Origin of the sequence: Paenibacillus sinopodophylli, from assembly GCF_005930355.1 — a bacterium.
In the GTDB taxonomy this organism is placed as follows: Bacteria; Bacillota; Bacilli; order Paenibacillales; family Paenibacillaceae; genus Pristimantibacillus; species Pristimantibacillus sinopodophylli.
The window spans coordinates 119690-133799 of sequence record NZ_VDBO01000009.1 but is presented as its reverse complement, the minus strand read 5'-3'; the positions used below and the strand labels follow the sequence as shown (position 1 = coordinate 133799).

Genomic DNA, 14110 nt, shown 5'->3' with positions numbered 1-14110 from the left:
GGATGAGTCCAAAAAAACGATTGTGGCGCATAGCGGCAGCTTTTGGCGGAATGAGAATGGAACGCAAGCTGTTTATCGTATTTCTGCTTCTCATTACGCTGCCGTTATCGTTTATCGGCTACATCTCCTATAGCAATTATTCGCGCTCGATTGAAGAGAAAACGATCGTTTATTCGACAAAGATGCTTGAGAATATGATGGTTCGCGTGGACGATTATATCGAGGATATGGTTCGTATTTCTTCCATTCCTGCTTATCAAGACGATATCAAACAAAATCTGATGCGCTCAAACGTTTATTATGAACAGAGACAGCAAACAGCGGGTGAGAATGGCAGTAAAGTGCCGGACGATTTCGACCAAGTACTCGTCATTCAGCGGGGCATTGAAGGCAATATCTCGTTCATCAATACGATCAAGCGAGGCGCCAATTCGGTTTATATTTTTGACCAGTACGGAAACGGCTATTTTTCCACGAGAGGCGGCGGCATACGGCAGAACGTCAAGGAAAGCTATGAGAACTGGCGCGAGAGCGTTCAAAGCTCAGGCGGCGAGGCGCTGCTGTTCAGTACGCAGAAGTACACAAACAATCTGCAGAGTACCAAATATGCCTTCACAGTTGTAAGGAAAATCATCGATAATACGCTGAAGCCATTAGGCATGATTGCCGTGGATGCGAACATTAGCGTCATTGAAGATCAGATGAGCGAGCTCGATAAGGTAACGAATGGGGATTCGGTCATTATTGATGAGCTGGGAAATGTCGTTTACGATAGTGATAAGTCGCTGATGGCGACGAATATTGCGAACGACCCAACTGTTAAGCTCGCCGTAGGAGACAAAGGCAGCTTTTATTATGAGCGCGATGGGATGAAACGATTATACATATATACGACATCACCGAATACGAAGTGGAAGGCAATGACTTCCATCTCGAACAGCGAACTTACGAAGGATGCAGTCGTCATTCGCAGTGTAACGTGGATCGCTACGTTGATTACGATTATCGTGGCGCTGTTCATTTCGTTTATTTTCTCGTTTGCGCTCACGAATCCGCTTCGCAAGATGATGCGTTTGATGCGAAACGTGCAGGAAGGCGATTTCAACGTCCAGTTTCAGGTGAAGTATCAAGACGAAGTCGGTCAACTAGGCACCCAGTTTAATCGTATGATTGTGCGGATCGACCATTTGATTCAAGACATCTATGTCATCGAGAAGAAGAAGAAGGAAGCGGAGCTGAATGCGCTGCAGAGCCAGATTAATCCGCATTTCATGTACAATACGCTCGAATCGATTCGAATGGCAGCGGAGCTTAATGATGATCAAATTGCGGCGGATATGATCGCGATACTAGGGAAGTTGCTGCGGTACAGCATTAGTGATTTGCATGAAGAGGTTACCCTAGAGAACGAACTGCTGCATATGAGAAATTATGTGGAAATGCTTAATTACCGTTATCCGAACCGATTTCGTTTAGAAATTCGGGTTTCGGAAGAGTGGTTGAATTATCCGATTATCAAGCTGGTGCTGCAGCCCATCGTTGAGAACGCGATCTATCATGGTATGGATGACAACAAACCGTCTATGCGAATTGAAATAAGCAGTGAGCAAACTTCCCAGATCCTTTGGCTCCGCATTAAGGATGATGGTCTCGGCATGAATGAGGAAACCTTGGAGCGGTTAAATCGATCCTTAGCAGGGTTGGAAGAAGCTGAAGTGAAGCGCAAGTCCAGCGGCATTGGATTAAAAAATGTAAATGAGCGGATTAAGCTGCATTATGGAAGTGCATACGGTTTGAAGGTAATTAGTGAACGAGGAACAGGTACTGAGGTGATTTTACAGCTTCCAATTGAATTAGGGAGAGAAGCAGAATGAATAAATCCAAGTTCTATTTTATGCTTTTTGCTCTGATTAGCGTCTTGTTCATGGCAGGCTGCGAGAGTAAAGAAGCGGAGAGCGAGCTTGTGGACATAACAAGCCAGACCGAGAGGGCTGTAATACTGACGGTACTAACCAATCGAATTGACCTTGTGGAGAACGGCGTATTCCAAACATATGCAGATCGATTCTCAGAGATCTATCCCGGTGTGACGGTCAAATTCGAGAGTGTAGCTAACTATACAAGTGAAATTATGATGCGATTGTCTACTCGAAATATAGACGATGTGCTATTGCTGCCGAACAATATCAAAAACGAAGATTTGCCTAGCTATTTCGAGCCGCTCAGTGATACGTTGTTTGAGAATATGCGCTTTGCCGATTTCAAAGCTTTCGCGGGCTCGCGTTACGGCATTGCTACGGGCGCTACGACGACGGGTATTGTCTATAATAAAGAAGCATTTGCCAAGGCTGGTATTAAGGAAATCCCGACCACGCTTGAAGCGTTCTATGCCGCCTGTGAGAAGCTCAAGGTGGCGGGAATCGTACCGGTTTATTTGAATTATGGAGCCCAGTGGCCGCTCATGACTTGGGGGGAGGATTTGGTCAGCTACATAACTGGGGATGCTGATTATATGAACAATATGGTGAATGAGGACCGTCCGTGGCAAATCGAAAATGCTTGGGGACAAGCCATCTCCATTGTCAAAACGTTAATTGATCGTGAATATGTGGAGAAGCAATTGCTTACGAATCAGTGGGAAACCTCTAAGATTGAGCTGGCGAGCGGCAGAGCAGGCATGTATTTGATGGGAAATTGGGTTATTAATCAGGTGATAGCTGTTGGAGCAAAATCGGAGGATATCGGATTTTTCCCTTTCCCCTATGACAATAGCGAGAAGCGATACGCTCCTATAAGCCCGGATTGGTTCATTGGCGTGAGCAAGTTCAGTGACAACAAGCAGTTTGCTGAGGCTTGGGTGAAGTTTTTTGTCAATGATTCCGGATATGTCGATGATTCAGGGTTTCTGCCAGTTAGTGAGGAGCAGTCGCCCTCCTTGCCGCAGTTCCAGCAGTTTCTATCCTTCAACAGCGAGTTTTTAGAGCGCCGTGTGCCGAGTGATAAGCTGCTCGAAATTTCGAATACAGCGCAAATCGCATTCTGGTCGGGTGATTTCATCCAAGAGTGGATTGCTGCTCCCGACTTGCAGGAAGCGTTCGACCAATATAACGAGCGATGGAAAGCAGCACGAACTATTACCAAAAGTTAAGGTGGAGTATTCCCATGTCAAAGAAGGTCACCATGCAGCAGATTGCTGATCATATAGGCGTTTCCAAGTTTGTTGTCTCTAAGGCATTATCGGGCAAAGGCGGGGTAAGTGAAGCAACGCAGGAGCGCGTTATTCAAGCAGCGTCACAACTAGGCTATTTCTCGCAAAAAAACGCATATGTCAAAACGATGAAGCTCGAGCAGCTCCCCAAAACTCCTGCTGCAGGCAAACAATCGGTGCTCGTGCTCATGCCGAATATTCGGTTCCAGACGAAGGAGTCGCTTTATTGGGGTCGTATTCTAGATGGGATTGCGGCAAGGCTGGAAGAAGGCGGCTATGGCATGGTCATCGTGTCGGAGCAAAGCGTCGATCATTTCCTGCATTTCTTGAATCCTAACGGCATACTTGGACTCATCGGAGTTGGTGAAATATCAACACCGCTGCTGCTTGAGGTGCATCGTATCGGATTGCCGATGGTATTAGTTGATCACGAGGATATGCTTATTCCAAGTGATACGGTATTTACGAACAACTATGAATCGATGTACCGCCTAACGAAGCATTTGATCGGAAAGGGTCACACTCAGCTGTGCTTTGTTGGCGATATTCATTATTCTCGGAGCTTTAAGGATCGTTTTCTTGGCTTCAGAAGTGCGCTTGAGGAACATATGGAGGACACACTTCGCTTATCAATAAGCAGTGAATGCTACTTGTCTGTTGAAGGCTTCGATCATGAGCAATTTCATGAGCTGATTAAGCAGTGGGCCATTAAACGGATCAAGGCGAAAACCTTGCCTACCGCGCTGCTCTGTGCCAATGATATGATCGGAATTGGTGCAGTCAAAGCGCTTCAGGAGCTTGGGGTAGCCGTACCTGAAGAGGTATCTGTTACGGGCTACGATAATATTGAAGATTCGTTCAGAATGTCGCCTGCGCTTACGACCGTGCACGTGCCTAAGGAGGCGCTTGGCAAGCGTGCTGTCGATCGTCTAATTGCCCGAATTGAGAGCAAGGAGGAACCGATGGAGAAGCTGCTGGTTGCAGGAGAACTGATGTACCGGGAATCGACGGGTCCGGTGACAACAACGATTAAGGGAGTATAAGGGAATCATAGTCGTGTTTGATTAAGCAGGATCGTTTGCAAATTCTTGTTGGTAAATGCTTTCGACCTTAGAGAGCACTTTTTTCGCTTGTTCACTGAACAGAATAGGGGTATCCTTGCCTTTGTTCAGAAAAATGCCTGTTTTGTTCTTTGCCTCGCCGAATGCTGCATCATATAATCGTGAAGCTCCTTTGCGAGGATGAGAGAAAAATAAATGACGAATAGGCATGAGATAGCCAGGCATGCCATCGTTATTCGTCATTGGCGTTTTATTTCCGCCTGGGCATACGCTTCGAAGATTTATTCCCTCAGCACTTGCGGCAATTGCAGCTTCCATCGTCCATAGAGACAGGGCAAGCTTACTGTCTGCATAAGGGCCGACAAGCTTTTTGAAAGTAACAGGTTTGTCCAAGGTATCTGGATTAAACCTTCTAACATGCAGAGAGGCATTGGATGAGGTGTTTATGACTGTCTTCAATGCTCCTTTCAATAGCAGCCCTTTGAGCTGGGCGTAGATGATATAGGGGACAGCTGTATTGATCTCGAAATGCATCTCTCGTAATTGCTTGGAGTATTTCATTTCCCCGAATGAGACACCTGCATTATTAAAGATAACATCAACGTGGCTTTCATTTTGCTTAATTTGATGTAGTGCTGCTTTCAGTGATTCGAAATCAGCCAGATCCGCTTTATATGTTCGGAGCTGTTTTGCTCGTTCAGCATTTATGATAATAGGATCATCAGTTGGAAAGCTTGAGCGAATCAGCGCAATGATCTGCCAGCCCTCGGATAACATCCGCTTGGTCAATTCAAAACCTACGCCTGAGCTTGCTCCTGTAATAAGTGCAATGTTAGTTACAGCTGTTGTCATCATGACATCATCCCCTGTTTTTGCTGTTATTTATGGTTTTAATTGTGCTGAAAATAGATTTGTTCTCGCGATGCTTCTCATCCATAACTAGCAATATTTTTTGAAGCTCACTAATTTGGTCGAGTACCTTTTTCCTATACTTGTAATAAACGGCATCCAGCTCCGAATCATTCTCGTTTGAGTAGTGAACGTAAGCCGTTATTTCTTCTAATGACATGCCTGCTTTCTTCAAGCAGGTAATGACTGTCATCACTTCAGTATCTTCGGTCAAGTAATAGCGATGACCGTTTGGTTTGCGTTTGGCTGGGGGAAGCAGACCGATTTTTTCGTAATATCTTAGAGCATCTTCTGTCAATCCAGTTTGAGTTGATATTTGTTTGATGGAGTAACTCATTTCCACGCGGCCACCTACTTCCTTCTTACTGATTGTTATGATACAACTTGGTGTTCACACCAAGTCAAGTATTCGTATGAAAAATTCGAAAGGTTAGGAAGGTGGATGAAATTGCGAAAATTCGGGATCGTTGTTTCACTAGCATGGATCATAATTGTATTTACATCTGCTGGTACTGTTCAAGCAGACTGGGCAAGTCGTTTCGTTGTCTACGAGGGGAACACTTATAGCATATCTGATCAACCAGTTGAACCTTCATCTATTGGCAGCAGGCTTGGCAAAGTAACCTCTTATTCGGATAAAGAGGGCATCTATTCAGGGCATTTCTCGAATTATTACCCTGTAGGCACGGAATATTACACGATTAATAGAACTGCGATTCTTAATGCCATAGCGGTTAAAGTAAGCGATGAACTGTTCATTCAAGCGAATTATGAAGGTGAGTATGGGGGCAGCGTGATTAATTGGAATAAAACGTGGGGATATTTGGCTTGCTCATTTGTTGTTGCAATGGCAGGTTTGTTTGTATGGAACAACTGGAAGCAGTCAGGTTCTCATCATAATAAAAACAACTAATTTAGCGGTTCAACCTAATAATCAGTAATTGATAACTTAAATGAGCTTGAGCGGAGAGAAAGAGGGGGGAGCTGGAGAAGCGGGGCATTCGCCTTTGTTCCCAGATTTCACCCCCGTAGGAGGATGAATAAAGGAAGTCTGGGAACAACAGCGATAGGAAGCCCACGCTTTCTCGCAGCGAGATTTCAACTTCATCTGTCAACTTCATCTGTCAAGTGCTGTCTGTTACATTAACCTTGAAGCTGCAAATTACGGTCAATCAAGGCGATACGCTGTTCGACGCATGCATGCGAGCGTAGTGGATCCTCCGGCGTATTCAAGCAATAGTCGAGCAATTGGTCGATAGATGTTGCGGCTACATGGCAGCGTGTATCCGAGGAAGCATAGTAAATATAGACCTCGCCATTGTCACCCGCAATAACGCCATTGCAGAAGGCAACGTTAGATACATCGCCTACACGCTCGATACCTTCCGGTGCAAGCAAATGGCCGCCTGGACGATGGGTTACTTTGCTTGGCTCCTGCAGATCGGAGAGGAAAGCATATAGAACATAGCGCAAACCTGCCGCTGTATTGCGAACACCGTGAGCAATATGAATCCAGCCTTTATCTGTCTTAATTGGTGCTGGACCCTGACCGTTCTTTACTTCTTTAATCGTATGGTAGTGACGCTCATCTATAATGATTTCACGTTCTACAACTGCATTCTCGATCGTATCCGATAGTCCCCAACCGATGCCGCCGCCTGAACCTGTATCGATGAAGCCATCTTGAGGGCGTGTATAGAAAGCGTATTTGCCCTCTACAAACTCTGGGTGCAGTACGACATTACGCTGCTGATTCGATGCGGTTTTGAGATCGGCAAGACGTTCCCATTGCTTCAGGTCCTTCGTTCTTGCAATACCACATTGTGCGATTGCGCTTGAGAGATCGCCCTTTGGAGCAGCTGGGTCTTTCCTCTCTGTGCAGAACAAGCCATAAATCCAGCCATCCTCATGCTGAACAAGACGCATATCGTACGCGTTTATGTCCGGATCACTCGTTTCTGGCAGCAGAATCGGATGATCCCAGAAGCGGAAGCCGTCAACTGGACTGTCACTTTCGGCAATTGCAAAAAACGATTTGCGATCATTTCCCTCAACGCGGGCAACAAGATGGTATTTGCCATTTAAGAAGATTGCGCCAGGATTAAAAACACAATGGATGCCCAGACGCTCCATGAAGAAAGGATTCGTCTCTGGATTGAAGTCATATTTCCAAGTGAGCGGAGCATGTGCAGCCGTAAGAACAGGATGGACATAACGGTCGAATATACCGTTGCCAAGCTCCTCAGCCTTATTCTTCTGACGCACTAGCGCTTCATACTGATCAGTAAGCAATTGCTTGCGATTATGAAATATACTCATTCGAACAACCTCCGTTAATAGGATATTAGTGAGATGTAGCTGCACCGCTTAGGCGCTCAATCATTTCGAAACAGGCGCGGCCATTATGATAAGGACATTTCCATGGGCTGACCTTCTGAACATTGTCGCTCGGCGAACCGTCGCGGCTCACGCTCCAATACCACTCGCCATGCTCTTTGTCCACGATAAACCGCTCAATGAATGTCCATGAGCCTATAGCAGCGTCTCGGTATTTCTCTTCACCAGTCAGTTGATAAGCATTATAGAAGCCTACGACCGCTTCGGCCTGCGGCCACCAATCCTTATGGTCATCAATCAGGCCATCTGGACCAGCCTCGTTCAACAATCCACCGTCAACGTCTACACCTTCATTCAGCGTAGCATCAGCCATTCGGATCGCAATGGCCTTCGCCTCAGCCAGCAAAGCCTCATCGCCGAGCACTTCAGCGGCTTCAACCAACAGCCAACTGCCTTCGATATCATGGCCATAGGAGATGTGCTCAGATTTGTAATTCCACTGTTCGTCGAAAAATAAAATAAAGTGCGCGTTGCCGGGATGAATGATGTGCTTAATTGTAACTTCAATAAGCTCCTTCAGCTTGGCACGCAGCTCGTCTGATTGCCATACGCGATATAGGTTCGTATAGGCTTCCATGATATGAAGATGCGTGTTCATTGATTTCTTCTCATTCAAATCTTTTTCGCTTAAGCTGTTATCCTTTGTTTCCTGCCATTCTTGTGTAAATGCCTCGAAGTATCCTTTATACTGCGTATCGTAGCTGTAGCGCTCAAGCGTGTGAAACAGCTCGGTGGCAAGCTTAAGTGCGGTATCATTCCCGGTAGCACGGTAATATTCGGAGTACGCATATATGGCAAAAGCTTGACCGTATACCTGTTTCTTTGTATCGAGCGGCTGACCGGCCGCTTCGATCATCCAATATAAACCTCCGTATTCACGATCTACAAAATGGTCGTTTACATAGTCGAAGGCGCGATCTGCCAGCTGCAAATAGTCTTTGTTGCCCGTCAAACGGTACGCAGAAGCAAAGGTCCACAAAATACGGGTATTCAGCACCAAACTTTTTACAGCTTCTGGGTTAATCGTCAGATCACGGCTGATGTAGCCGTAGAAGCCGCCGTAGAGGTCATCAATTGTATGATTCTTCCAAAAGCCGAGAATATTGGAATCGAGCTCCTGCTTAATGCTCTCTAACCACTGCTCGTTGTTTATGCTCATGACACAGAGCCTCCCACTGCGGTTTCAGCTATTTTTCTAGCATAATAATCATGAACGGTTTTTTCAGCTTGTTTGCCGTACATACAGTAATCGTCGTTCGAGGCTGCTGCACTTTCTTCATAAAGCCGAGCAGGCCAATCCCAGAGCATAAAGCCGCCAACCCAGTCACGCTTGTCTGACTCGCTGAACATCGTTTCGTAAAACTTCCGCTGAACCTCTTCGCTTGGCGCCCCTTGAAGACCCCAATCATTCGGAATATACTGAGATCCCTCACGGCTCGGACAGCCTGCCTCCATAAAGAAGAAAGGTTTGTTGTAAGCGGCTACAATCTTCTCAATTCGATTAAGCTGCTCGGCCCAGTCACCGATAGGGTAGTAGCCGCTGGAGGAGATTACGTCTACCGCGTCCCACCATTTCACCTGACCCTCTTGGTATTTGTCACAGTTATAAGTCACGATTCCGGAATAAACCTTACGTACCTCAGCGATCAACTGACGCCATTCTGCTTCCCTGCGATCGGTTTGCACCATTTCACAGCCGATGCAAAACATTTCGCAGCCCGTTTCTTCTGCAATCCGTGCATAGTGGAGAATGAATGTCGTGTAGGATGCGAACCAATCGGACCATTTGGGCTCACAAGGCACGTCGAGATCAAAGAAATTAATATGCGCGCGCCAAGTACCATCCGCACAATTAACGACTGGTTTGAGGCAAACCTTTAGATTAAGCTCTTTCGCTTTGCGAATCGCGTGCAACACCTCATCATCAGTGACAGTAGGGGCATCACCGAACTTGATTTCAGTAGACTGCGCATGATCCTGAAGGGCACCAAGCGCAATTGCTGTCCAATTTACATTTAATCTCTCGGCCATTAGCGTTATTGATCGATCGGCTTCTGGTCCAGTCCAAGTGCCGCGTATGCCGGTCCAGCCCCAAGTCATGCCGCCGATGTAAGCTGCGTTGATTGTCATAGGAGTCGCCTCGCTTTGTACATTTTTTTGTTATTGCTAATTAACGTTTTTGTTATATAACAAGTAAACATGATTTGCGCTATGTTTGCAATACCTTTCTTATTGCTATTGGCATACGGAGCTTTTGCTTCATTTAATAACGTCATATGGGTGAAATGAAATTCAGAAAACAAGCTATACAGCTAAAGATAACGTTTTCATACAATGACAGTTGAAGACTATAAATAATATTTTAAACCATTTTAGAACGGCTTTGTATACGGTATTATCAGTTTGTAAGCGGAAACAAAACGATCTGAGGGGGAGTTTTAAAATGAAAAAAAAGATTTCGTTAGCACTTACATCTGTAGTTATGCTAACAATATTAGCTGCCTGTGGTGGGAACAACACAAACACGAATGCAAATACAACGACTAACAAGCCAGCCACAAACGAGACGGCTACAAACAAACCGGAAAACGGAGGTACAGAGGAAGCAGCTAAAATTACGGGAGAAGTCATATTCTTAACGAATCGTACAGACATGATTGATAAGCAATACGTGGACTACGAAAAACGTTTTGAAGATAAATACCCGGGTGTTGATCTGAAGTTCGAAGCTATTACCGACTACGACAAAACGTTGAAAATTCGCATAGCATCCGGCGACTTCCCTGATGTTGTGTTTACACCAACCATTCCGAACGCTGAGCTACCTAATTATTTCGCACCGCTTGATGACATCGCGTTCTCAGGCGACATCCACTTCAAAGATCTGAAAGCACAGGAAGGAAAAATGTACGGTATTTCTTCCGGCGGTTCAACAGTAGGTATCGTTTATAACAAAAAAGCGTTTGAAAAAGCAGGCATTACTGCATTGCCGAAAACGTACGATGAGTTTATTGCAGCGTCCCAGAAGCTGAAGGATGCAGGTATCGTGCCACTCGCGTCCAACTTCAAAGACAAATGGCCGCTTGACGTGTGGACCTACGATATTCCAACTTTGATTGCTGGCGCATCTGACCACCAGAATAAACGTGCTGAAACCGATACACCTTACACGCTGGATAATGAGTACGGCAAATCATGGAGCATCATTCGTGAGCTTCACACCAAAGGCTTCCTTGAAGCAGATGTGAACTCGACGAACTGGGAGCAATCCAAAAAAGACGTAGCATCCGGTAAGTTCGGTATGTACCTGCTTGGTAACTGGGTAATCAACCAAGTTATCGAGAATGGCGCTACTTCTGAAGATGTAGGCTTCTTCCCATTCCCTGTCGACAACTCAGGCGAGGCAAAAGCACCGCTTAACCCAGATTTCTTCTACGCAGTCAACAAGAACGGAAATGTTGAAGCAGCGAAAGCATTCGTTCATTGGATGATTGAAGAATCAGGCTATGATGACTTTGCAGGCTTTATCCCAACGCTGAAAGCGAAAGAACCTAAGCTTCCGCAGCTTGCTGAATTTAATACGTTTAACCCTAAATTTTTCGAGCCGGCAGCACCAGTTGATGCTGCGACAGAAATTCAAAACAAAGCGCAGCTTGACCAAGCGGCTGTTGTTCAAGAGTTCGTATTAGCGAAAGATCCGCAAAAAGTGCTCGATAAAGTAAACACAGCCTGGGCAAAAGCGAAAAAAGATCTAGGTCTGTAATGGGGCATGCAGGATGGATAACTCGGAATCCGGTTATCCATCCTGCGCATTCCGATTAGAAAGAAGCAGGGAGGATGGGGTTGTCTCATGTTTAGCAGATTGTCATTCAAAACACAGAAGAACTACGTAATCATCGGATTTGTCGCATTGCCGCTGCTGCTGCTGCTGACATTCGCCTATTATCCGGCACTCGAGCTTATACGGTTAAGCTTTACAAGTTGGGACGGACTAAGTCCGAATAAACCTTGGATCGGATGGTCCAATTATAAAGAAGTTTTTGAGAATCCTGCAATTTTCGGCGTATTCAAACATAACTTTGCCTATTTCGCTGTCGGAATCGTACAAAACATCGCGGCTATTTATTTCGCAGTCGTGCTCAACAGCAAGCTTAAAGGGAAAAACTTTTTCAGATTGCTGCTGTTTTTACCGTACATCCTAAACGGCGTTGCTGTAGCATATTTATTCGGTTACGTATTCGATACGACAAACGGATCATTGAACTATCTACTTGGGCAGCTAGGTTTCGATGCATTGTCCAAGACGAGCTGGCTCGGAAATGGTACTTTTGTCAATTACACGCTTGCCTCTATTGGCTTCTGGCGGTTTATGGGCTTTAACATGGTTATTTATCTTGCGGCGCTTCAGTCTATCCCGAATGATATTTATGAAGCGGCTTCGATTGATGGAGCAAATGGCTGGCAGAAATTTATCAGCATCACGCTTCCTAACATTTACAAAATCATTGAGCTGAATTTGTTTCTCACCGTTACCGGCGCATTGGAGGTATTCGATCTCCCGTACATCTTAACCAAAGGCGGACCGGCAGGTGGCAGTGAAACATTCGTTATGAAAATTGTCGAGACAGCGTTCCAGTTTAACAATTATGGTCTTGCTTCTGCGATGAGCGTGGTCTTGTTGCTCTTTGTTGTTATCGTCTTGTCGATTCAGCGGTTTTTGTTGAAAGGAAAGGGGGAATAATCGATGGATAAATCCAATAAGCTTTGGGACACAGCGAAATATATCAGCCTGTTATTGGCGGCATTTGCGATTTTATTCCCGCCTTATATTATCGTGGTCAATGCCTTCAAAACGAAGGATGAATTCCATACCAAATCAACGATCGCCATGCCTGACAGCTTTCTTTACTTGAAAAACTTTGCGCAAGCGTTCAAGCAAGCGGATATGCTGCATGCATTCGGAAATACGCTGTTCATTATTGGAGTCACCCTCATATTAAATATTGTGATCGGCTCAGCCTTCTGTTACGCAGTTGGACGCTTCGATTTCAAGTTTAAGGGCGTGATCGTCGGCCTGTTTCTGTTCGCAACTATCATTCCAGCGATTACGACGCAGGTCGTCAATTACAAAACGATTCAAATGCTTGGATTGACGAACAATCTGATGGGGCCAGTCCTCATCTATGTAGGGGCGGATATTCTTCAAATCTACATTTATCTGCAATTCATTCGCAATATTCCGAACGAGCTGGATGAGAGCGCCATGCTGGAGGGTGCTTCGTTAATTAAAATTTTCCGCTCCATCATCTTCCCGCTGCTAGCCCCGGCAACAGCGACGATCATTATTCTGAAGACGATCAGCATCTATAATGATATGTTTATCCCGCTGCTATACCTGCCGAGAGCTGAGCATGTTGTCGTCTCTACCTCGCTCATGCGATTCTTCGGCGTGAACAGTGGAGATTGGCAGATGATATCCTCAGCCATTCTAATTATTATGATTCCAACGGCGATTCTTTATCTCTTCTTGCAGAAGTATATATTCGCGGGTGTTACAAGCGGAGCGGTGAAATAAACCGCCCGCTTTCTTTCCGTTGCAGTCTTGTGAATTATAGCGCACACTAGAGTAGGCAAACGCGAAGGGAGCGTACATAAGTGAACATTATAATCGCGGATGATGAAGAGTTTATACGACTTGGGCTGCAAAAGATATTAACCAAAATGGATTTGGATATCCATGTTATTGGGTCATACAGCAATGGGATGGATGCTTGGGCGCATATCTCGAAGCTAGGTGACGGCGAGCTTGATGTGCTGATTACAGATATTAAAATGCCGATGATGGACGGTTTAAAACTGATAGAGCATCTGCGTGATAAATCCATCGCAACGATTGTGCTCAGCGGATTCAGCGAATTCGAGTATGCACGCAAGGCGCTTAGATTTGGAGTACGGGATTATTTGCTGAAACCGGTCGATAAGGCTAATTTATATGAGCTGCTTATCCAAATTAAGCAAGAGCTCGGTGAGCAAAAGCAGGCTGCAATTGAAGCAGCAGACGGTGCGCTGCCGACTGAGGTGATCTCGAAGGAAAAGGAACACTATGTCATCGAACAGATGAAAAACATTCTGGAACAGGAATACGGCAAAAACTTCGAGATGGAGCGTATGGCTGAGACTGTCGGCATGAGCGCCAATTATTTGAGCCGCTTGTTTAAGCAGGAAACAGGCATGACACTTACGGATTATTTGATCGATATTCGGATCGATAAGGCGAAGCAATTTCTGACGGATCATCCCAATTTGAAAAACTACGAGATATCGCAGCTGGTCGGCTATAGCGACCCCGTTTATTTCAATAAGCTGTTTAAGAAAATGACTGGCGATACGCCTAAGGACTATAAAGGAAAGCATAGATAAATATTTAGCCAAAAAGAATACAAAAAGTGCAACATACTATATTTACTACGGCACAATATGAGCGTAATATGGTGCCGTAGTGTTCAAAATAAACACGCGTTCATAAGCGAGCATA

Annotated in this window: 13 protein-coding genes; 8 read left to right on the top strand and 5 right to left on the bottom strand. The window is 45.3% G+C overall.

Annotated features, from left to right (window positions below):
* The first annotated feature begins 2 nt into the window (after positions 1–2).
* The 3 genes from FGT79_RS23665 to FGT79_RS23655 are packed head-to-tail and all read left to right on the top strand — an operon-like array spanning position 3 to position 4251.
* A complete protein-coding gene (locus FGT79_RS23665) occupies positions 3–1874 on the top strand; it encodes a sensor histidine kinase (protein ID WP_138755311.1) in 1872 nt (623 codons plus the stop codon).
* Positions 1871–3148, top strand: a complete 1278-nt coding sequence (locus FGT79_RS23660; RefSeq protein WP_138755310.1) for an ABC transporter substrate-binding protein — start codon at positions 1871–1873, stop codon at positions 3146–3148. Before FGT79_RS23665 ends, FGT79_RS23660 begins: the two co-directional genes overlap by 4 nt.
* Positions 3149–3162: 14 nt before the next feature.
* A complete protein-coding gene (locus tag FGT79_RS23655; RefSeq protein ID WP_138755309.1) occupies positions 3163–4251 on the top strand; it encodes a LacI family DNA-binding transcriptional regulator in 1089 nt (362 codons plus the stop codon).
* Between the two features lie 21 nt (positions 4252–4272).
* Here FGT79_RS23655 and FGT79_RS23650 read toward each other — a convergent pair whose 3' ends face one another.
* Complete coding sequence (locus tag FGT79_RS23650; RefSeq protein WP_138755308.1) at positions 4273–5124, bottom strand: SDR family NAD(P)-dependent oxidoreductase; 852 nt, start codon at positions 5122–5124, stop codon at positions 4273–4275.
* 4 nt (positions 5125–5128) lie between these two features.
* The gene (locus FGT79_RS23645; protein WP_246096581.1) at positions 5129–5515 is read right to left on the bottom strand and encodes a MerR family transcriptional regulator; all 387 of its coding nucleotides are present in this window, start codon (positions 5513–5515) and stop codon (positions 5129–5131) included.
* Between the two features lie 105 nt (positions 5516–5620).
* Between FGT79_RS23645 and FGT79_RS23640 the strand changes: the two genes are divergently transcribed.
* On the top strand, positions 5621–6091 hold the full coding sequence (locus tag FGT79_RS23640) for a hypothetical protein (protein WP_246096580.1): 471 nt from the start codon (positions 5621–5623) through the stop codon (positions 6089–6091).
* Positions 6092–6321: 230 nt separating this feature from the next.
* Here the strand turns inward: FGT79_RS23640 and FGT79_RS23635 are convergent, their stop codons facing one another.
* The 3 genes from FGT79_RS23635 to FGT79_RS23625 are packed head-to-tail and all read right to left on the bottom strand — an operon-like array spanning position 6322 to position 9705.
* On the bottom strand, positions 6322–7497 hold the full coding sequence (locus FGT79_RS23635) for a glycoside hydrolase family 130 protein (RefSeq protein WP_138755306.1): 1176 nt from the start codon (positions 7495–7497) through the stop codon (positions 6322–6324).
* Positions 7498–7522: 25 nt separating this feature from the next.
* Positions 7523–8734: an AGE family epimerase/isomerase gene (locus FGT79_RS23630; RefSeq protein ID WP_138755305.1), complete on the bottom strand. Its 1212-nt coding sequence runs from the start codon at positions 8732–8734 to the stop codon at positions 7523–7525.
* Positions 8731–9705 carry a glycoside hydrolase family 113 gene (locus FGT79_RS23625; RefSeq protein ID WP_138755304.1) on the bottom strand — a complete coding sequence of 325 codons (975 nt, stop codon included), beginning with the start codon at positions 9703–9705 and terminating at the stop codon, positions 8731–8733. Before FGT79_RS23625 ends, FGT79_RS23630 begins: the two co-directional genes overlap by 4 nt.
* A 313-nt stretch (positions 9706–10018) precedes the next feature.
* On the opposite strand from FGT79_RS23625, the gene FGT79_RS23620 reads away from it, so the two are divergent.
* From FGT79_RS23620 to FGT79_RS23605, 4 genes are all read left to right on the top strand, one after another.
* On the top strand, positions 10019–11338 hold the full coding sequence (locus tag FGT79_RS23620) for an ABC transporter substrate-binding protein (RefSeq protein WP_138755303.1): 1320 nt from the start codon (positions 10019–10021) through the stop codon (positions 11336–11338).
* Positions 11339–11425: 87 nt separating this feature from the next.
* Positions 11426–12316, top strand: coding sequence for a carbohydrate ABC transporter permease (locus FGT79_RS23615; RefSeq protein WP_138755302.1), 891 nt, complete (start codon positions 11426–11428; stop codon positions 12314–12316).
* A 3-nt stretch (positions 12317–12319) separates the two neighbouring features.
* Positions 12320–13150, top strand: coding sequence for a carbohydrate ABC transporter permease (locus FGT79_RS23610; protein ID WP_138755301.1), 831 nt, complete (start codon positions 12320–12322; stop codon positions 13148–13150).
* Positions 13151–13230: 80 nt separating this feature from the next.
* Complete coding sequence (locus tag FGT79_RS23605) at positions 13231–13995, top strand: response regulator transcription factor (RefSeq protein ID WP_138755300.1); 765 nt, start codon at positions 13231–13233, stop codon at positions 13993–13995.
* Positions 13996–14110: the final 115 nt, after the last annotated feature.

Excerpts from the sequence above, each read along its gene's own strand:
- FGT79_RS23665 (WP_138755311.1), top strand. The coding sequence starts at position 3 with ATGAGTCCAAAAAAACGATTGTGGCGCATAGCGGCAGCTTTTGGCGGA.
- FGT79_RS23660 (WP_138755310.1), top strand. The coding sequence starts at position 1,871 with ATGAATAAATCCAAGTTCTATTTTATGCTTTTTGCTCTGATTAGCGTC.
- FGT79_RS23655 (WP_138755309.1), top strand. The coding sequence starts at position 3,163 with ATGTCAAAGAAGGTCACCATGCAGCAGATTGCTGATCATATAGGCGTT.
- FGT79_RS23650 (WP_138755308.1), bottom strand. The coding sequence starts at position 5,124 with ATGATGACAACAGCTGTAACTAACATTGCACTTATTACAGGAGCAAGC.
- FGT79_RS23645 (WP_246096581.1), bottom strand. The coding sequence starts at position 5,515 with ATGAGTTACTCCATCAAACAAATATCAACTCAAACTGGATTGACAGAA.
- FGT79_RS23640 (WP_246096580.1), top strand. The coding sequence starts at position 5,621 with ATGAAATTGCGAAAATTCGGGATCGTTGTTTCACTAGCATGGATCATA.
- FGT79_RS23635 (WP_138755306.1), bottom strand. The coding sequence starts at position 7,497 with ATGAGTATATTTCATAATCGCAAGCAATTGCTTACTGATCAGTATGAA.
- FGT79_RS23630 (WP_138755305.1), bottom strand. The coding sequence starts at position 8,734 with ATGAGCATAAACAACGAGCAGTGGTTAGAGAGCATTAAGCAGGAGCTC.
- FGT79_RS23625 (WP_138755304.1), bottom strand. The coding sequence starts at position 9,705 with ATGACAATCAACGCAGCTTACATCGGCGGCATGACTTGGGGCTGGACC.
- FGT79_RS23620 (WP_138755303.1), top strand. The coding sequence starts at position 10,019 with ATGAAAAAAAAGATTTCGTTAGCACTTACATCTGTAGTTATGCTAACA.
- FGT79_RS23615 (WP_138755302.1), top strand. The coding sequence starts at position 11,426 with ATGTTTAGCAGATTGTCATTCAAAACACAGAAGAACTACGTAATCATC.
- FGT79_RS23610 (WP_138755301.1), top strand. The coding sequence starts at position 12,320 with ATGGATAAATCCAATAAGCTTTGGGACACAGCGAAATATATCAGCCTG.